We start from the raw sequence: 18,421 nt of genomic DNA on the forward strand, positions 1-18,421 counted from the left end.
CAAAGCAAAAACCCCGCGATGTGCGGGGTTTTCTCGTCTATGCAGGTATTGAATCGCTTCAGCCCGCAATCACTCGATAAGGAATAGACCAGCCGGATGCGTCATAGGGAGCTTCGTCGTCGTAAATCGTCTGGTCGTCAATGAAGTCCAGTCCGATGTGATGAACTCCCCGGCGCTGAGCGGCCACATAGCTGCCCGAATAAATTCCGTCACCCGCCACATCATCGGGTGCAATTCCGTCATCCTTCAGCGGCAGCCGCGGCAGTCTTCCTCCGCGATATACATTCGGCCTCAACATGCCAATCGGAGCCGGAAGATTGCCTTCCACTTCGACATACACCGTCACCGTCTCTCCCTGATACACATAGGGCAGGCTCTCGCGGTCAAAGAATGTGCGCAGCGGATTATCCAGCTCAACGATGATGTCGCCTCTGCCGTCCACCGCAACCATGCTTAAAATGCCCACGGAATTCGGATTCGGCTCCACACTCTCCATGGTCTCGGGAGTAATGGCTTCGATGCGCCAATTGCGGCGGGGATAGGGCGAATTGTCTATCCTGACCGCGCGCGCCTTCCGCACCAAATCGTTGAACATCGGCTTGTCAATCGTCTCCATCTCATCGTCTGTCAATTCAGTTAATAAGCGGAAACTGCCGTCGAAACTGCGCACGCGTGTCAGCACCGCATGATTGCGGTCAATGAACTCCACGCTTACCCGTTCGCGTTCACGGTGGCCGATTCTCCACCAACCCAGCGGCTCTATCTCTTCATCCAGGCCGCGCAGTTCAGCTGCATTTATCCCCTCCGAGCCGTCCTGCCACACCTCCGGGTCCTCCACGTCATAGTCGGACAGAAACAGCTCCTGCAGCGCCTCCTCGTCCGTAATGTCCGTTGAATAGTCGTCATGATAGTAGTGCTGATCCATTTCGCAGCCGAAGAAGAACAGCGCAAGCGATGCGCTCATCGCTAACTTCGTGAGCAAGCTGATTTTGCCACTCATAGCATGTCCTTTTTTGTTGTGTTTCTCATCATCTTGCCTCAGGCTTTCAGAAGTTTGACACAACCGACCTGCAGAGGTTTAATTGCGCTAAAATCCTACCGTCAGCGCAGCTCCGGCACGCTCAAACCATATCCACAGCGCCGAAACACCCCAGCCCTGACCGGAATCGAAATTCAGCATCGCGTGCGGTTTGCGTCCGTCGTTCATCAACAAGGTGCTGAAGTTTTTCGACAGTTTTACCGTCGCGCCGAAGGGAAACGTGAATCCTTCCTCCCACTCGCTGTAGTTGACCGACACATAGGGCGATACGGGAAGCTTTTGAATCGTCTTGGCTGCCGTCAAATAGTAACATTGCGTGCCCTCCGGGGAACCTATGCGGTCGCTTGATGTGCCCAATGACAAATTGGGCTTGAAGCGTGACTCGTCCAGAACGCGAATGTTCCCGCGAATCCCGACTTCCGACACGCCGGGATTGAATTCCAACCCCGCATTCACGCGCGGATGAAACAGGTAATCCGCTGTGAACCGCCAGCGGGGACGATCTATTTCCGTATCTACAAATCTTCCGCTGAAAGAGAACCGTCTTAAGCTGCTCGAACCGAGCAGCACACCCTCGCCGGGTCACCCCGTTCAGGACGGCACCAGCGAGACAATGCCGTCCGGTTCAGGTTCGTCACTCCAATTCAACCAGACTTCCGGGTCGCGCAGAAACGCGTCGCGGTGTGCTTCCGTGTCGAAGGCGTATACCTTGCCGTTGTATTCCGCGAAATGTGACAGCACTTTCGCCGTCGAATCGTCGTCCAGAATATCGCACATCATGCACGGCAGAAACAGCAGAGGCTTCTGCGCGAAAGCCGTTGCTGCTGCAATCAGAAGTGCTGCGATAACTCTCGTCACGTACCGATCCTGCCAATTGCTTTATCCATTCAGCTCCCGCAAGACAATACCATTCGGCCTGTGGCCGACAGACACGTCCGTAATTTTGGCACGGGACGCGGTATCAACAACGGAAACCGTACCCGCTCCTTGGTTCGTAATGTAGGCCTTTACACCATCAGACGTAAAGGCAATCGCGTGAGCATCCGCGCCGGTCGCAATCTCCGCGACACGCGACCAGCCGGAATCGGATTGCTCAAATATGACGACTTTTCCTGAATCGGCGTTTGACACCCACAGTTCGTTGCGTGCGGTCAGCAGGGCCGCGTATCCGGGCTTAAAGCCGAGGTCAATCGTGGCCGACACCGAAGACGAGTCGTGATGAAACACGGATATTGTGCGGCTGTTTTCGTTGTCCACGTACATCCAACCGTTCCCACCGGGCCATGCCCCAACCGGATTCTCGCCAACAGGAATTGTTCGCAAGTACTGCCGGCTGGCGACGTCATACACAGTCACATCTGCGGAGGCGCCGTTGGCCGCGAAAGCAAGATGTCCGTCGCTTGAAAACGTCACTTCAGCCGGTTCGTCTCCGGCGGGAAGCGTGGCGATACTCTGCAGCGTCTCGCTGTTGACCACATGCACTTGTCCGCTATCACTCATCTCAGCAAACCATAGCGTTGTGCCGTCCGGTGAAAATGCGACGTTATGTATCCCAGATTCGGTGTCGCGGGATGCGATCGTTGCACCGGTGACGGCATTCACGACCACCGCCGATCCGCCTGCGTCTCCATGTCCCCCGTGCCCGCCGCTGAGATCCGCGCCTACCGCGCCCACCGCTATTCGTGCTTTGTCCGGACTGAGTGAAACATGGTGCGGCCACGAGACAGCCAGGCGGTTCATCTTGCGCAGCGGCAGTGCGCCTGCAAGCTGATCCGTCCGCAAATCAATTACTGCAAGACTTCCCTGTTCACCCATCACAACATACGCAGCTGGAAAATCCACCACCAGGGAGGCTGAGGTAGTGCTGTCACTGTCCGAGCAACCGCTATACAACAGAACTGCGGCAAGCAGCGCAGGCGCGATCACGAGTTGGAAGATGCTCATGCGCTACTCCTTTGTGTCGGATTCCTTGCTTGCTTCGGCAGGCTTCGCCGCCGCGTCAATCATCGCCAGATACTTGTCAGGGTCCTTTTCAAACGTCGCAATGCAGTTCCCGCAGCAAAACTTTACGATGCGGTTCTTGTAATTATGCACCACCGGTTCGCCCATGCCGCCCAGCTTCTCGCCGCTCACGACACACGTCTCAAGCGGATAGCTCGCGCTCTGAGCCTCGGCAATCTTCCTGTCCAGAATTTTCATCGAGCTGGCAAGGTCCTTCTCAAAGGTGCCGATGCAGTTCGCGCAGCAGAACTTCACCTCGCGTCCCTCGTAGACCTTTGTCACCGGCTCGCCCATGCCGCCCAACGTTTCACCGCTCACCGGACAAACGGTCAACGGATATTTGTTCGCGGCGCTTACTTCAGTTGCTGTCGCTGCTTCGGCCTTCACCATTGTCGCGTTATCTTCAGCGAAGGCTGCAAGGCTCATGCACATTGCCAGTGCGGCAATCATCATCTTCTTCATCGTTGTTATTCTCCCTTTTTGTTGTTACTGTCTATGCACCATAGCGCCAGGTCAGCGCCAGTGAAAAAGTGCGCCCAAGCTGCGGGCCGTAAATCAAACTTGAATCCAATAGCAGCCTGCCGTTTTCATCCCGCAGATACGGGTCATCCGGCTGAGTCCAATCGAATAGGTTATTCACCGAACCGGATACACTTAACTGCTTCCATGACTTCGTCAATCCGAAATTCCATATCGCGTAGGCCGGTGACTTGTCACGATTGCGGCCTTCAGGCAAATACTGCGGACCGAAGATGCCCGTGCTGAGTTCAGTCGTGATACCCTTCTGCGCGAATTTCTTCGTCAGACTCGCGTTGCCCGAATACACGCTTTGAAACTCCGCATTGCGGAACGTGCCCGTCCCGTCGTCATAGCGCACCTTCGACACGCGTCCGCCCAAATCCAATCCCCAGCCCGATGTCAGACTGAGACCCGTTTGCACTTCGGTCCCCAGACTGTAGGCCTCCGGCGAGTTGGCATAGACCGTTTCACCGTGATGCTCTCCGTAATGCAGCACAACCTTGTCGTCAAAATGCGTATAGAACACCGACACGTCGCTCGTGACCGCGTAATCCGTGTTCACCCACTGACGATTAACGGCAAACGATCCCGCCGTGCTGCGTTCAGGCGCGAGCTCCTTGGGCACGATAACATTTTCAAACCCCGCGTGCGCCGCTTCTTCCAAACTGAATATCGAAACGGGACGGAACCCCGCGCCGCCCGAGAGTCTGAAACCTGTCGCAACGTTCGGGCGATAGACCAATGAGCCGCGCGGAATGAACTGCACGCCGTGGTCGCGCCAGGCTTCCACCTTCGTGCCGCCCTGCACTGTAAACTTCTCACTATCATCCAGATGAATCGTGTGCTCTACGGTCGCGCCCGGTGTGTTGTAAAGCAAATCCGTCTCCACCGGCAGAACGAGATTGTCCGTGTAGTTCTGATGGTTGAAGAACAGCTCTACATGCGAGGCATGACGCTTGTTCCATTCACCGCGCGCCGAGGCCTTGCCCAAAAAGAGCTGCTGCTGCGCATCGTAATAGGTCGCGCCGTACCACGATTCCTGCTCGTGATTCACAAACGCGCCTTCAACCGCGCCGCTGAACTTCCCCTTCAGCGGGAACTCATACTTCCCTGAGGCCTCTTTGCGGTCGGTCAGAATGTCACGGCCGTACACTTCCGTGCCGCCGCGAAGTCCCGTATGCCAGTTCGTCTCGCCCGCGTAACGATGCTCATTGTAATAGCGCGCGCCAAGTTTCAAGCTGCCTTTGGCAAGTCTCGGGTCTATGCCGTAATTCAAATTCAATCTGCGGTATTTCGGAGTGTCCGTCAAGCCGTCGTCGTCGTGGTCAACATACTGCGGCTCCGCCGAGTGCATTACAGATAGCCGCATCGGAACTCTGCCGGTCAATCCGCTGGCGCTGGCCGACACCGTGCTCTTGCCGTTGTTGTCGATGGACATATTCGTGAGGATTCGCGGAGTCAATGACGCCCGCGCACTCACCAGATTCACCGCTCCCGCAATCGCACCGCTGCCAAACAGCGACGAACCCGAGCCCTTGGTGACCTGCACCTCTTTGACGTCGCTCACCGAAAGTCCGTCCAGTCCATACAACGTGCCCAGTCCCGACAAAACCGGCAAACCGTCCACGTTCACTTCCGTGTAGGACGGGTCAAGCCCCTGCAGCCCGATTCCCGCCGAACCGCACAGCGCGCACGGCTTGGTGCGCAAGCCCGTCTTATTGGTCAGTGCCGACAGCAAACCGCCGTCCTTGCTCTTGGTTTGCAATTCGGTGGCCGTTATCACTTCCCGGCGCACGGTGGATGTATTGTCCAATCCCGACTTCTGCCGCTCTGTCTCAATGACCACCTCTTCACCTTCCAGCGCCGACGGAGCGAGTGCCAGATGCAGCTCCAGCGTGTCGCTCTGCGGTATCGTAACGTCCTTCGTCAGCGATTCGTACCCGAGCATGGAAACTTTCAGCGTGTAATTGCCCGCCGCCAAGTTTGCAATCGTAAACCATCCTTTGGGATTCGTCGCGGCACCGCGCTGCGTTCCGTCCAGAACTGCCGTCGCGCCCACCAGCACATCCCCCGTATCCTGATCGTGAATCATCCCCCGCAGAACTCCCGCGAACAACTGCAGCGGAAGTGCGAGCGCGATGATGGCGATGATAATTTGTCTTGTCTTCATGTCTTCCTCAATGAAAAAGGCCGCTGTCGGAACAGCGGCCATCTCGTTAGTTTGGTTACCGTTCTCTCCACATACAGGAGAGCACCGGACGGAGTTCTCCTGCTAATTTATGCGGAGAAGACTCGAGGAGGCTGAGGAATATAATCGGACAACTCAATCCCCGTATCTATCGCGCTGACCGGAGCCAGCATTGCCACCGGATACAGCGAAGCAATGCTCATCACCGGAGCGAGCACATAGGGCATCGCGGCTATCTTGCAGCAGCCCGTCGGACACCCGCCCGCGCAGGAATTATCGGACAACGGCTGCTGTTCATCGCTGGATTGAATTCCGCCGCCACCGCAGCAGTCGCTATCGTCCGCCGCTTGAATCGTCACCGGCTGAGTGATTTCGCTGCAGCAGCTTGGAACATGCTCCGTCTGCTTCTGCTCCACCTGATGCTTCGAGCAGCACCACCCCGTCGAGCAATAGAACGGCACCGATGCAGCCAGAACGACTGCAACCAGTGTGAACGTTGCCAACAGGCGAAGGGCTATTTTCGGGCGGTGTCGCATCAACAGACAATATACTCCATAATTCGGCTGAATTCAAGGGGTTTCTTGCAGTCCCCCATTTTGGCCGTCAATCGTTGAACAACGGTGAATCCGGAGAGGTTCCCAATGCCTCTCTTTTGTCCTCTTCGAGGCTTCTAACATGGAAGTTCGACTGTTGACAAATTCTGCGAAATCAGCGTTCAACAATTTGTAAGCTTATTAAAAACAAACTCACTTGACAACTGAACAAATGTGCATTATCTTGTCTTTCCCCGTTCGGCACCCCCGATCGACCTGCCATTTCCAACCCACCCGAAAGGAGTTTTTTGCTATGACTCGTGGCTTTGTTAAGCTGCCCCGTGCCTTCTTCAATTGCCCGCTGTGGACGGGCGACCCTCGTCGGCGGACGAACGCCGAGGCCTACTTCGACCTGCTCCAGCGTCAGGCCTTCCACAATACGTCGGTGCCGTTGCCGACAGGACATGTGGACCTAAGAGCCGGACAACTGTTCATCTCCACCCGCAAATTGTCGGATGAGTGGCGCTGGCAGCCGAGGCAGGTCAAGGATTTTCTGGAATACCTCCGCGACCTCGGCATTGCCCGCCTGGAAGAAATGCAAGCCGGTTATCGCATTACACTTTACGAGCCCAAAGAGGACCCTTCTAAGAATCTCTTTGAAAATTTCTCTTCTCCGAAAGAGTCTCCGGAGAATTCTTTCCAAGAAAAAGAAGAAACAAAGAGTTCTAAGAACTACGACCTCAACAACCTGCCGGAATCGGCATCCATGCGCGAAATCCGTGAACTGCATGAGGAATTCCCCGGAGTTCTTGCCAGTGTCGAGTTCATCCAGTTCAAGGAGAAGAAGCGACTCGAACAGCGCCGCCCGATAGAGTACGGGCCGAAGAAGTTGCGGGAGTTGATACTCGAATTCCAAGCCCTGAAGAGTTCCGCCGAAGGTCGCGAAACCGCAACATCGGAAAATTCTGAAACTGCCGGCTAAGCCTTGCAAGAGTCAGGGGAGAAGGAGTAACTTATGATGTCATGGATTCAATTGATAAATAGGATGACCTCTCATGAATCGAATGCTTACACTTCTCCTCGCTCTTGCGCTGGCGGGCGCCGCGAACGCCCAAACCACCGTCCGGATTGCCACCGGACTGTCCCGGCCTCTGTACGTCACCCACGCCCCCGGTGACTTCGAGCGCATCTTCATTCTCGAACAGCACGAAGCACGCATCCGTGTCTTCAACCTTACCAGCAACACGCTGGAAGCGGCGCCGTTTCTCGACATTGACTCCATCGTCACGAGCACCGGCAACGAACGCGGTCTCCTCGGGCTGGCGTTTCATCCGGACTATCAAAGCAACCGCTATTTCTATGTCAGCTACAACGACAACAGCGGCACCAGCGTGCTGGCGCGCTTCACTGCGTCGGACGACCCTGACAGCGCCATTGCGACGTCGCGCTTCAACATTCTGACACAAGCGCAGCCGTTTGAGAATCATAACGGCGGCTGCATTCACTTCGGGCCCGACGGCTATCTGTATTTCGGTTTCGGTGACGGCGGCAGCGGCAACGACCCGCAGGGAAACGCGCAAAACACCAATACGATGCTCGGTAAAATGATTCGCATCGACGTGGACAGCACCGAGCCGCCGCTCAATTACGCCATTCCCGATGACAATCCGTTCGTTGGCGTGCCGGGGTATCGCGAAGAAATCTGGGCTCTCGGTCTGCGCAATCCGTGGCGCTGGAGCTTTGACCGGCTCACCGGAGATATGTATATCGCCGACGTGGGACAGAATGCGTGGGAAGAGGTCAATGTCGTCGCGGCCAGCGATACCGGCGGTCGAAACTACGGCTGGCGATGCATGGAAGCCTACACCTGCACCGGACTGTCGGGCTGCACCTGCAATGCGCCCAACCTTACCCGGCCCGTCACCGCGTTTGACCACGGCCTCGGCTGTTCCGTCACAGGCGGTTATGTCTATCGCGGCTGTGCGATTCCGAGTCTCTATGGAACATACTTCTACGGTGATTACTGCAGCGACCAAATCTGGAGTTTCAACTGGGATGGAGCAAACGGCACAACCGACTCCACAAACTGGACTGTTGCCTTTGATCCGCCGCTCGGCAATGTTGAAAACATCTCAAGTTTCGGTGAGGACGCTTACGGCGAATTCTACATCTGCGATTTGAACGGCGGCGAAGTCTTCAAAGTGATTCCAAACACGCTGATTGACTGCAACGGCAACAGTATCGCCGACGCGTGCGATATTCAATTCGGCAACTCATTGGACATTGACGCGGACGGAATTCCCGACGAGTGCGACGATTGTTATCATCTGCCCGCACAGGACGTGGGACTTGCGGCCGGTCCTGACAGTGTGTATTTCTCTTGGAACAATATCGGCGGCGAGGCGGCGAGTTACACACTCTGGCAAACGCAGGACGCTGAAGCCGAATTTCCCGCCGGATGGCTGCCGGTAGCCTCCGGAATTTTCAGCGGCATGGATAACCGTGTGAGCTTCACGATGGCCACGGCGTCATTGCCCGAACTGGGATTCTTCAAAGTCGTGACGGTGTGCCCATGATGAGGATATTGCTGCTGCTATGGTGTGCCGTGCCGCTCTTTGCTCAGCCCGCTGAATGGCAGGCACGCGGGCGCGGCGGAGGCGGAGGTCAATTCAATCCGAGTATCTCGCCGCACAATTCCGACGAGTTTTACATCGGCTGTGACATGAGTGAGTGGTTTCACACCACCGACGGCGGACAAACTTTCGACGTTGTGGACTTCCGCCAACTGTCATCCAGTCCGCTCTGTGTCGTTCGCTTCACCAACGACCCGCAGATTCTGTATGCGCTCGACCAGAACTTCGGTGCACGGCCCTACAAATCGACGGACGGCGGTGTGACGTGGTTTCCCATCAGTGACCCGACCGATGAAGACGCATACAATCTGTTCGTGGACTACAACAATCCCAGTCGCGTGATTGTGAGCTCCTATACGAACCTGTATTTTTCGAGCAACGGCGGCACGAGCTTTTCGTCTCGCTACAGTGATTCCAACGGTCTGCATTTGGCTGGCGCGTTTTTTCATGCGGATACGATTTATGTTGGCACGGACCTCGGTCTGCTGCGCTCGATAAACGGCGGGCAGGTATTTGCTCCGATGTCGACCTTTGGGATTTCCGCAGGTCAAGCAATGATTTCCTTTGCCGGAAGCGTCACCGGTTCGACCGTGAGATTTCTGTGTACGACCGCGCCGCAGGCAGATGTCTATCCCGGCATCGGCGGAGCGGATTTTGAAATCACGGAAGGGCTCTACACCTACACACTCGGCGACCCGAACTGGGTGAATCGCTTGGCAAGTCTGCCTGCGGGTTCAATTCCGTTTTATGTCGGCATGTCGATAAATGAAATTGATACCTTGTGGGCGGCCGGAACCAATCCGCCGTTTTATCATCCGCACATTCTGCGTTCAGCAAATGGAGGCACCTCGTGGCAAAGCGTCATGCAGACGGTGAACAACGTGAATGTGCAGACCGGCTGGTGCGGACAAGGCGGAGACGAAGGCTGGGGCTGGGCGGGCAACGCGCTCGGATTCACCGTCGCGCCGAACAATCCGTGGCAATGTATTATTACCGACTATGGATTTCCGCACATGACCACCGACGGTGGACAGACATTTCGCGCACTGTATGTGCATCCCGACGACTTGAATCCGAGCGGAGCCAACACGCCGCAGGGATTATTTTATCGCTCCAACGGTCTCGAACCGACGAGCGTATGGCACCTGCACTGGTCGAGCCCGACACGTCTGTTTGCCAGTTGGACGGACATCACCGCAGGCTACAGCATCGACGGCGGCGAGACGTGGGGAAGACCGAACATTGACAACAACAACGCCTACTCGGTGAACACCGTTTATCACGTCGTGCAACATCAGAACGGTATGATGTACGGCGCGGCAAGCTCTGTTCACGACCTGTATCAGAGCACTTATCTGACCGATGCGCGCATTGACGGCGGTGACGGACAAATTTGGATGTCCGGTGATTCGGGAAGCACGTGGACGATGATGCACAATTTCACCTATCCTGTAATCTGGCTCGCGCTCGACCCGACCAATCCCGAGCGGATGTACGCGAGTGTCGTGCACTCCACACAGGGCGGCATCTTCCGCACGAACAATCTCTCGGCGGGAGCAGGCTCGTCGTGGACGCGCACCGCCATTCCGCCGCGCACGGAAGGGCATCCCTACATTGTTGAGGTGCTGAACGACGGCACGGTGGTCTGCACTTATTCCGGCAGACGCACGACGCAATTCACCTACAGCTCGGGCACGTTTGTCTCCACCAATCAAGGCACGAGCTGGACCGACCGCTCCGACTCGATGATGGTTTATTGGACCAAGGATGTCGTGATTGACCCGCATGATGACACACAAAACACGTGGTATGTGGCTGTGCATCGCGGTTGGGGCGGTCCGCCCAATGACCGCGGCGGAGTCTTCCGCTCCACCAATCGCGGGGTCAGTTGGACACGAATTTGTGATGAACTCTACAGCGAGTCTATTGCCATTCATCCCGACAATCCCGACATTGCCTATGTGACGACCGAAGAGAGCGGATTGTTTTACACGGAGAATTTGAGCGACGCGGCTCCCGACTGGATTCAACTGTCCGAATACCCGTTCATGCATCCCCAGCGCGTGTTCTTTAGTCCGTACAACTCGAACGAGGTGTGGGTAACGAGCTTCGGCAACGGCATGAGAAAAGGAACCACAGGCGGGCTTGATGCGCCGCAAAACTTGACGATTACCGCAGTCGGCGACTCGCTCTCCTGCAGATGGCAGGCTGTCCCCGGCGCGGCGAACTACTTCATCTGGTCAAGCGACAACCCGGGCGCTCCGTTTGAAGATTACACGCTCGAATTAAGCACATCGGCGGTGTCGGCGATGCTCGCGCTGCCCGCAAATTATCAACGTGTCTATGTGGTTACGGCTGAGTAGCATTCTGCTTCTGTGTTTGACAGCTCATGCAGAACATATTGTCGGATATTATCCGAGTTGGGCTATCTACGCGCGGAACTATCTGGTGACCGACATTCCCGCCGAACATCTGACGCACATCAACTACGCGTTTGCCAATATCGTCAACGGAGAGATTGCGCTCGGTGATTCGTATGCCGACATTGACCGCTTCTACCCCGGCGATTGCTGGGACCCGGGCTGTGAGCGCGGCAACTTTCATCAACTGCGCATTTTGAAGCATCAGCATCCGCAACTGAAAACGCTGATTTCCGTCGGCGGTTGGACATGGAGTGAGAACTTTTCCGATGCCGCTGCCACTCCCGCCGCGCGTGAGCTGTTTGCCAACTCGTGCGCCGAGTTCATCATGGAGCACGGCTTTGACGGCGTTGACCTCGATTGGGAGTATCCTGTGTTCGGCGGTGATTGGGATGTCGAGCATCGCCCCGAGGATGGCGCAAATCTGACGCTGCTGTGCAATCGCATTCGCACAAAACTCGATTCACTCGAAGCATTGAACGGACGACCGTACTTACTCACGCTCGCCACGTCCGCCGGCGGCGAGCACATTGACGACCTCGAACTGCCGCAGCTTTCGAATGCAGTGGACTTTTTCAATGTGATGACCTACGATTTCCAAGGCGCGTGGAGCGCCTTCACCGGATTCAACGCGCCGCTCTATGCCGATCCCGATGATCCGTTTGCCGAACCGGAGCACTCGACGTTCAATTTGCACGCTGCCATGCAGCACTATGTCGCCGACGGTGTGCCGCGCGATAAGCTGAATGCGGGGCTGGCATTTTACGGCAAGGGCTTCGGCAACGTTAACGATGCCAACAACGGACTGTATCAGAGCTTCAGCGGCCCGTCGCCAAACGGCACGTGGGAGCCGGGAGTGTTTGACTATTGGCAGCTTGCACAAAGCTACGTCAATCAGAACGGCTACTCACGCTTCTTTCATCCGGTTTCGCGGGTTCCGTATTTGCACAATCCGGCGGCGAATATCTTCATCAGCTACGACGACACGGCATCTGTTCGCGAAAAGTGCGAGTACATTCTAACAGAGAATCTTGGCGGAGCGATGTTCTGGGAACTGGCTGCAGATCGCGACGGTGAACTACTGACAACGGTTCACAACGCGTTTGAAAACGCCAATCAACTCGCCGCCCCGCAGGCTTTGACCGTCACGCGCATCGGCGACTCGCTCTCCTTCAGATGGCAGGCCGTCTCCGGTGCCGTGCAATACACGCTTTGGTCGAGCGCCTTCGCGGACGCTGCTCCGGAGGATTATAGTTTGGAATTGAGCACAAACGCGACTGCGGCAACCGTATTGCTTCCTGACGGAGCGGCACGAGTGTTTTTCATTCGTGCGGAGCCGTGAGCGTCATGCTGAGCTGCGCGTCGCCTTGAAGTTTAGGAAAATTTTGCGTAACTTCGCTTCATTACCAATTTAGAACATCAATAAGGAAATGAAATGAAGAAACTCATACTGACCGCCATTCTGTTAAGTCTACTCGTGCCGTGCACGACGCAGCTCTTCGCCGGCGACAAACCCATTAACCTTGCGCTCGTCACACCCATCCAGATTTTCAAGTCGAGCGAGTCCATCACGGGGCTGCGCTGGAATATCATCTACGGCAAGAATGCCGACGTGACCGGAATTGACTTCGGTATTGCCAATCACGCCTCCGGCAAAATGCAGGGCATTCAGTGGGGCGCGGTGAACCTGGCTGGACAGGGCGGAGCCGGAATTCAGTGGGGCTATGTGAACATTGACAAGGGTGGCACCTTCACCGGTCTGCAATACGGCATCTACAACGAGACCAATCAGATGGTCGGACTGCAGTTCGGGCTTGTGAATTGGGCGCAATCCGCCAACGGCATCCAACTCGGCCTGATCAACATTATCAGAAAGGGCGGCTGGTTCCCCGTATTCCCGATTATCAACGGCAGCTTCAAATAGGTGCGTGTTAAGCACCCGCTTACGCTGGCGCGGCGGCCTGAAAAGGTCGCCGCGTTTGTTTTTGGTGGTGGGAGGGAGGATGCCGGAGACCTCGCCGAGCCGGGTTAAGGCTTGGCGCAACCCGGCCGGAACTCGGGAGGAACCTCTGCCTCAAAATTAGGACTGATTCGCCGTAAATAACTGTAAAATATAATCCGATCGCACTTGCTTTTTGGTTTTCCTGAGACTATATTACAAACAAGTTTGCAATGCAAACTAAAAAGGAGGTGGCTATGGCAAACTTGGAACAGGTCAGATTCGTAACCGAGCAGTATTACGAACTGCACGGACTCCGTTGGGTCATCTGGGGAGTCGTGTGCTTCTTCATTGCGGCCGAAAGCGCGGAACTGGTTCCAACTGCGCTGATTTTGGCGGTCGTCTTGCCCGTGGGACTGATCGGATTCGTGGGCGCCTCGCGGTATTACATGCGCCGTTTCGGTATGGTCGTCGGAGCCAAACGCAGCTACGGTCCAACGGCGTGGAGCCTGTTGGCCATTCCCGCGCTGCTGCTGGGATTTGCCGCGGACAAGTGGCTCGAGACACGGCCGTTCATCATGCCGATCATGTTCGCGCTGTGGTTTTTGGTGCAATTCTGGATGGTGGGGCGAAAGTGGCGCGCACACTATCTGTGGATTGCGCTGACCATGATCGCCGTGAATCTCATGCTCGGCTTCATGGAGTGGCCTGAAGGTTCGCTGCTGCTGGAACGGGGATTTGTGACATGGACGCTGGCTGGCTGCGCGATGATCGTGGGCGGGCTGTGTGATCATCTGCTGCTGTCGCGCACTCTTGGCGGAAAGGCGGCCGAAGATGTCCGAACCGTTTAAGCAGATTGCCGAACTCGACCGGCTCGTGCATGATTCGTCCAGGCTCGCCATACTCACGGCGCTCGCGGCCTGCACCTCGGCGGACTTTCTCTATCTGGCCAGTCTGACCGGACTCTCGAAGGGCAATCTGTCGAGCCACCTGTCCAAGCTCGAAGCGGGCGGGCTGATTACGATTGAAAAGCGCTTCCTCGGCAAGAAACCGAATACGCTCGTCAGCCTGACCCCCGAAGGGCGCACGGCGATTGACAAGCACTGGGGGGAATTGGAACGGCTCAGGCAGGATTCAGCAAGCTGGCGGCAGTAGCTTGACAAAGGGAGATTCCGAGTGTAAATTGAAGAACGACTGATAACTGCTCACCAAAGTTCCGAGGATTCGAGCATGCGTATCGCCTACAATAACCTATTGTCAATACTGCTTTTGAGCGGGCTTGTGTGCCCGCTCTCTTTGTTTGGGCAGGATAGTTTGAATGTAAGGAAGATAGGGGAAGTGAATCTCTGGACAAGCCCCGTAGGCGTCGAATGTTTAGATGGAGACTTGTTAGCCGTTGCAACCTCAAATACTACAGGTATTGTGCTTATGGATAACTCGAATCCTCAGGAGCCGCAAGAACTCGGCCAATTCCCTATTTGGAATGTTTCAACGCAGATTAAGTGTCACGATAACCGTATTTTCTTCGCAGGCTCGGAATACATTACGAATGATCGCATGTATGCAGTCGATGTGTCCGATCCAGCGAATCCAACATTTATTGACTATGTCGACCGGTCCGGAGATCGATTTGATATTTGGGGTGACATTTTGTTCATGACTCGCTATCCCAATGCGGCTCTAAGTGCATATGATCTACTAAATGATGATCCCTTCACAATCATACCTACTTTGAGTATGATAGGTGTTTCATTTGTAGCAGGATGCCTAAATCATGTTGCGATTGCGAGGTCTCCATTCAATACAATCGGAATTTATTCAGCAAGTCCGAATTCAGGATTCACATTAATAGATACTTTCAGCCTTCCCGAGAATCCTATTGATATTCAATCGATTGGAGACTACGAGCTTGCTCTATGCCGAGATGGGCTTCAACTTTTTTCCGTTACTGATTCGAACATAACGCTTCATTGGTTCTTCTCGTTTCCGGGAAACTGTCGGTCGATGCGATTGGAAGGCGATCGTGCGTATGTGCGCTTCAACTATCCCTCGGGTTTCACTCATATTTCTATTCTCGATTTGAGTGATCCACTGAGTCCGGACAGCATTGGAAACTTCCGCGCATACGGTGCAACTGCTCTGTTTGATGTGCACAATAATATCGTGTACGTACCCCAACTGTATCCCGGTTATGCAGTTTTCGAGTATGACGTAACGTCACCCGATAGTGCAATTGAAATCAATCGGATTCAGAGTCCCGGACCGGGATTGAACTTTGCCATGTTGGATTCACTTCTTTATGTCGGTGGTACTGGTGGACCGTCTGGCATATGGAGTATCGCCGACCCCTTGCACCCTCTCCTTGTTGGGCGTGCCTTCGATCCTGGCGGAAGCTATGAGACGTGTATCGCCAACGGACGCGGCTATGTGGCAAGCGATGACGATTATTGGGTCTATGATATGTCCAGCCCGTTAGCTCCGATTTTCCTTGGCAGAGGGGAGCCGGATGGCTGGCCAGAGTGCGCGGCTCCTGGTGTTGTAGGGTGTACAGACGGAATCTATGGCGAAAATCAATTCGGTCAGAATAGGTATCGAGAGTTGGATAACGTCAAAAATCTTGAAGTATATGATTCGATAATGGTGGTTAGTGCAAACGGAATAAACATTCTTGAGAATGTAGAATGGCAGACAATCGGTTATACCCCCACGCCTTCGTGGGATGTAAGGAAGCGGGGAGGGATTATCTACTCGGCTTCAAACACTGCTGGGTTGAAGGTAATAGATGCAACTGATCTGTCCAACCCAGTATTGATTAATTCCATTCCAATCGAAGGAGAAACGCGGCAACTTGAATTGCAAGACAACATCCTCATGACCTGTTCCCGCGCAGGTGGCGTACGCTTTTGGGATGTTAGTATTCCCGAATCGCCGCAGTTAATCGGCATGTATGAATCAGGCAATTCAGCTGAGGATGTCGTTCTCATTGATACAGTTGCGTATGTAGCGGACTACTACAAGCTAACCGTGCTCGACGTGTCTGACGCGCTTGCTTTAGCCGGGCCGCCGCGTCCGCAAGGGTTGGCAATTGTCGCCGTGAGTGATTCGCTGTACCTTAGCTGGCGTCAAGCGCGAAACGCGACTTCTTACCGCCTGTGGTGTAGCGTTGATGCGGCATTGCCAGAGGAGCTCTACACGCTTGCAGTATCAACTTCCGATACTGTAGCAGTTTTGCCGTTAGACGGGGAATCAAGTAGGTTTTTCTTTGTGACGGCTATTCGCGAATAACCGCTCGGTTCCTTCTCCTTCGGACAAGTCCACTTATATATTTCAACATCAAATTAACGCACATCAAAACATATCAATATCACTCTTGCTATCCTGAGCAAAAACTGTATATTGACTGTTTCGGGCAGGTTCGCGATTTGCCCTCAAATTGATTTCAGATAAATAATTCAAATAAAAGGATTTGTCATGGCGACGGAAACCAAGGCGAAGAAGAACGACAAAACAAATGGACACATCGTGGGGAAAGGTTCGTCCTCCTTGTTCGAAGCTTTCGAGGCAACCTCGGGCAAAAAGCTCGAAGTCGTGGACCCGAACGGCAAGGTCATTCACCCCGAGTGGATGCCGGACATTGATGACGAGTTGCTGGTCGAAGGCTACAAGATGATGCGTTATGCTCGCATTGTCGATCTCAAGGCCGTCAACCTTCAGCGGCAAGGCAAGCTCTACACGCTGCCCGTTAATCGAGGACAGGAAGCCTGCGCGGTCGGTTCGGCGATGGCCCTGCGCAAAGACGATTGGCTGGTCCCGGCGTTCCGCGAAATCGGTGCATACATGTGGCACGGCTGGCCGGTCGAAACCCTGTACAAGTGGTACTTAGGCCTCGAATCCGGTGCGGTCATGCCCGAAGGTGTCAACAGCTTGCCGACCTCGGTGCCCATCTCATCACAGATTCCCCACGCGGCGGGAATCGGCCACGCAATAAACTACAAGGGGCTCGACCAAGTCGTGCTCTGCTACTTCGGTGACGGTGGCACGTCGGAAGGCGATTTCTCCGAAGGCTTGAACTGGGCCGCCGTGTTCACCTGCCCGTGTGTGTTCTTCTGCAACAACAACCAGTACGCCATCAGCGTCCCGCGCGAAATGCAAACCAAAGCTGCCACGATTGCGCAAAAGGCTGTCGGTTTCGGCATCCCCGGAATTCAGGTGGACGGCAACGACTTGTTCGCAGTCTATCGCGCCACCAAGGAAGCGGTGGACTATGCCCGCGCAGGCAACGGCCCCGTGCTGATTGAAGGCTTGACCTACCGCATGGGTGCGCACACGACGAGCGACGACCCGACCAAGTACCGCACGAGCGAGGAAGAAAAAATCTGGGAGCCGCGCGATCCGCTGATTCGCGTCAGAAAGTATCTGGCGGACAAGGGGCTTTGGAACGACGCGAAGGAAACGGCATGGGAAGAAGAGTGCGCCGCCAAAGTGGACACAGTCGTCCAGCACGTCGTTAACCTTGGACCCAATCCGATCCCCGAACTGTTTGAGAACCAATACGAATCGCTCACCAACTCGCTTGAAGAGCAAAAAGCGGATCTCGAAGCGTTTTTGGCGTGGCAAAGTCGGAGGGGGTGATTTGACCCCCCCTAACCCCCCCGCTAAAGCGAGGGGGAATCAGAATCAGGTCTCCCCTCGCTTTAGCGGGGGGACGGTAGGGGGGTAGAGATGCCCAGATGGCAGAACATTCCTAAAGAGAATTTTCAGCGTGCTCGTGCCATGCGCAACGAGTCAACAGCCGCAGAGAATGCACTGTGGCGGCATCTGCGCGCGGGAAAACTCGGAACAAAGGCGCGGCGGCAGATGACGATTGGTCCGTTTATCGCAGACTTCGTCCTGCCGGACTACCGGCTTATTCTTGAAGTGGACGGGCCAACTCACGCGACAGACGAACAGATTGAGCATGATGCGCGTCGGACCGCGTGGTTTCAAGAGCGTGGCTATCGCGTACTGAGATTCGGCAACTTGGCCGTATTGCAGAATATTAGTGGGGTTCTTGAACGCATACAAACTGTGATCGCGGAGACCCCCCCTAACCCCCCCGCTAAAGCGAGGGGGAATCAGAACGAACCCACTGAATGAAACTGAGTGGATC

17 protein-coding genes are annotated in these 18,421 nt (G+C 55.1%); 10 read left to right on the forward strand and 7 right to left on the reverse strand.

Annotated elements, in window-relative coordinates; all coding sequences use genetic code 11:
• Positions 1 to 58: 58 nt before the first annotated feature.
• The 7 genes from HUU59_07420 to HUU59_07450 form a co-directional block, all read right to left on the reverse strand.
• Complete coding sequence (locus HUU59_07420; GenBank protein ID NUO19255.1) at positions 59 to 1,000, reverse strand: hypothetical protein; 942 nt, start codon at positions 998 to 1,000, stop codon at positions 59 to 61.
• An 87-nt stretch (positions 1,001 to 1,087) separates the two neighbouring features.
• Positions 1,088 to 1,609, reverse strand: a complete 522-nt coding sequence (locus HUU59_07425) for a hypothetical protein (protein NUO19256.1) — start codon at positions 1,607 to 1,609, stop codon at positions 1,088 to 1,090.
• Between the two features lie 21 nt (positions 1,610 to 1,630).
• Positions 1,631 to 1,897 (reverse strand): hypothetical protein, encoded by a 267-nt coding sequence (locus tag HUU59_07430; GenBank protein NUO19257.1) that lies wholly within the window; start codon positions 1,895 to 1,897, stop codon positions 1,631 to 1,633.
• Positions 1,898 to 1,918: 21 nt separating this feature from the next.
• Positions 1,919 to 2,983: a YncE family protein gene (locus HUU59_07435; protein NUO19258.1), complete on the reverse strand. Its 1,065-nt coding sequence runs from the start codon at positions 2,981 to 2,983 to the stop codon at positions 1,919 to 1,921.
• A 3-nt stretch (positions 2,984 to 2,986) separates the two neighbouring features.
• Positions 2,987 to 3,502: a hypothetical protein gene (locus tag HUU59_07440; protein ID NUO19259.1), complete on the reverse strand. Its 516-nt coding sequence runs from the start codon at positions 3,500 to 3,502 to the stop codon at positions 2,987 to 2,989.
• A 31-nt stretch (positions 3,503 to 3,533) separates the two neighbouring features.
• A complete protein-coding gene (locus tag HUU59_07445) occupies positions 3,534 to 5,729 on the reverse strand; it encodes a TonB-dependent receptor (protein NUO19260.1) in 2,196 nt (731 codons plus the stop codon).
• A gap of 107 nt (positions 5,730 to 5,836) precedes the next feature.
• Positions 5,837 to 6,286: a hypothetical protein gene (locus tag HUU59_07450; protein ID NUO19261.1), complete on the reverse strand. Its 450-nt coding sequence runs from the start codon at positions 6,284 to 6,286 to the stop codon at positions 5,837 to 5,839.
• A 307-nt stretch (positions 6,287 to 6,593) separates the two neighbouring features.
• Between HUU59_07450 and HUU59_07455 the strand changes: the two genes are divergently transcribed.
• From HUU59_07455 to HUU59_07500, 10 genes are all read left to right on the forward strand, one after another.
• Complete coding sequence (locus HUU59_07455) at positions 6,594 to 7,262, forward strand: hypothetical protein (protein ID NUO19262.1); 669 nt, start codon at positions 6,594 to 6,596, stop codon at positions 7,260 to 7,262.
• Positions 7,263 to 7,344: 82 nt separating this feature from the next.
• Positions 7,345 to 8,856, forward strand: a complete 1,512-nt coding sequence (locus HUU59_07460; GenBank protein NUO19263.1) for a PQQ-dependent sugar dehydrogenase — start codon at positions 7,345 to 7,347, stop codon at positions 8,854 to 8,856.
• Positions 8,853 to 11,276: a hypothetical protein gene (locus HUU59_07465; GenBank protein ID NUO19264.1), complete on the forward strand. Its 2,424-nt coding sequence runs from the start codon at positions 8,853 to 8,855 to the stop codon at positions 11,274 to 11,276. Before HUU59_07460 ends, HUU59_07465 begins: the two co-directional genes overlap by 4 nt.
• A gap of 16 nt (positions 11,277 to 11,292) precedes the next feature.
• Positions 11,293 to 12,675: a glycoside hydrolase family 18 protein gene (locus HUU59_07470; protein NUO19265.1), complete on the forward strand. Its 1,383-nt coding sequence runs from the start codon at positions 11,293 to 11,295 to the stop codon at positions 12,673 to 12,675.
• A gap of 93 nt (positions 12,676 to 12,768) precedes the next feature.
• Positions 12,769 to 13,257 carry a hypothetical protein gene (locus HUU59_07475; GenBank protein NUO19266.1) on the forward strand — a complete coding sequence of 163 codons (489 nt, stop codon included), beginning with the start codon at positions 12,769 to 12,771 and terminating at the stop codon, positions 13,255 to 13,257.
• Positions 13,258 to 13,529: 272 nt separating this feature from the next.
• On the forward strand, positions 13,530 to 14,123 hold the full coding sequence (locus tag HUU59_07480; protein ID NUO19267.1) for a hypothetical protein: 594 nt from the start codon (positions 13,530 to 13,532) through the stop codon (positions 14,121 to 14,123).
• Positions 14,107 to 14,427: a transcriptional regulator gene (locus tag HUU59_07485; protein ID NUO19268.1), complete on the forward strand. Its 321-nt coding sequence runs from the start codon at positions 14,107 to 14,109 to the stop codon at positions 14,425 to 14,427. The genes HUU59_07480 and HUU59_07485 overlap by 17 nt, the downstream gene beginning before the upstream one ends.
• A 75-nt stretch (positions 14,428 to 14,502) precedes the next feature.
• Entirely contained in the window at positions 14,503 to 16,557 is a 2,055-nt protein-coding gene (locus tag HUU59_07490; GenBank protein ID NUO19269.1) for a hypothetical protein, read from the forward strand.
• 186 nt (positions 16,558 to 16,743) lie between these two features.
• Positions 16,744 to 17,904 (forward strand): pyruvate dehydrogenase (acetyl-transferring) E1 component subunit alpha, encoded by a 1,161-nt coding sequence (pdhA, locus tag HUU59_07495; protein NUO19270.1) that lies wholly within the window; start codon positions 16,744 to 16,746, stop codon positions 17,902 to 17,904.
• 90 nt (positions 17,905 to 17,994) lie between these two features.
• A complete protein-coding gene (locus HUU59_07500) occupies positions 17,995 to 18,408 on the forward strand; it encodes a DUF559 domain-containing protein (GenBank protein NUO19271.1) in 414 nt (137 codons plus the stop codon).
• Positions 18,409 to 18,421 lie beyond the last annotated feature (13 nt).

It is taken from the genome of bacterium (assembly GCA_013360195.1).
In the GTDB taxonomy this organism is placed as follows: domain Bacteria; phylum Electryoneota; class RPQS01; order RPQS01; family RPQS01; genus JABWCQ01.

What these genes read in the sequence shown, in the direction of transcription:
- HUU59_07475 (NUO19266.1), top strand. Translation starts at nt 12,769, where the DNA reads ATGAAGAAACTCATACTGACCGCCATTCTGTTAAGTCTACTCGTGCCG.
- pdhA (NUO19270.1), top strand. Translation starts at nt 16,744, where the DNA reads ATGGCGACGGAAACCAAGGCGAAGAAGAACGACAAAACAAATGGACAC.
- HUU59_07480 (NUO19267.1), top strand. Translation starts at nt 13,530, where the DNA reads ATGGCAAACTTGGAACAGGTCAGATTCGTAACCGAGCAGTATTACGAA.
- HUU59_07440 (NUO19259.1), bottom strand. Translation starts at nt 3,502, where the DNA reads ATGAAGAAGATGATGATTGCCGCACTGGCAATGTGCATGAGCCTTGCA.
- HUU59_07465 (NUO19264.1), top strand. Translation starts at nt 8,853, where the DNA reads ATGATGAGGATATTGCTGCTGCTATGGTGTGCCGTGCCGCTCTTTGCT.
- HUU59_07435 (NUO19258.1), bottom strand. Translation starts at nt 2,983, where the DNA reads ATGAGCATCTTCCAACTCGTGATCGCGCCTGCGCTGCTTGCCGCAGTT.
- HUU59_07455 (NUO19262.1), top strand. Translation starts at nt 6,594, where the DNA reads ATGACTCGTGGCTTTGTTAAGCTGCCCCGTGCCTTCTTCAATTGCCCG.
- HUU59_07460 (NUO19263.1), top strand. Translation starts at nt 7,345, where the DNA reads ATGCTTACACTTCTCCTCGCTCTTGCGCTGGCGGGCGCCGCGAACGCC.
- HUU59_07445 (NUO19260.1), bottom strand. Translation starts at nt 5,729, where the DNA reads ATGAAGACAAGACAAATTATCATCGCCATCATCGCGCTCGCACTTCCG.
- HUU59_07490 (NUO19269.1), top strand. Translation starts at nt 14,503, where the DNA reads ATGCGTATCGCCTACAATAACCTATTGTCAATACTGCTTTTGAGCGGG.
- HUU59_07420 (NUO19255.1), bottom strand. Translation starts at nt 1,000, where the DNA reads ATGAGTGGCAAAATCAGCTTGCTCACGAAGTTAGCGATGAGCGCATCG.
- HUU59_07500 (NUO19271.1), top strand. Translation starts at nt 17,995, where the DNA reads ATGCCCAGATGGCAGAACATTCCTAAAGAGAATTTTCAGCGTGCTCGT.
- HUU59_07485 (NUO19268.1), top strand. Translation starts at nt 14,107, where the DNA reads ATGTCCGAACCGTTTAAGCAGATTGCCGAACTCGACCGGCTCGTGCAT.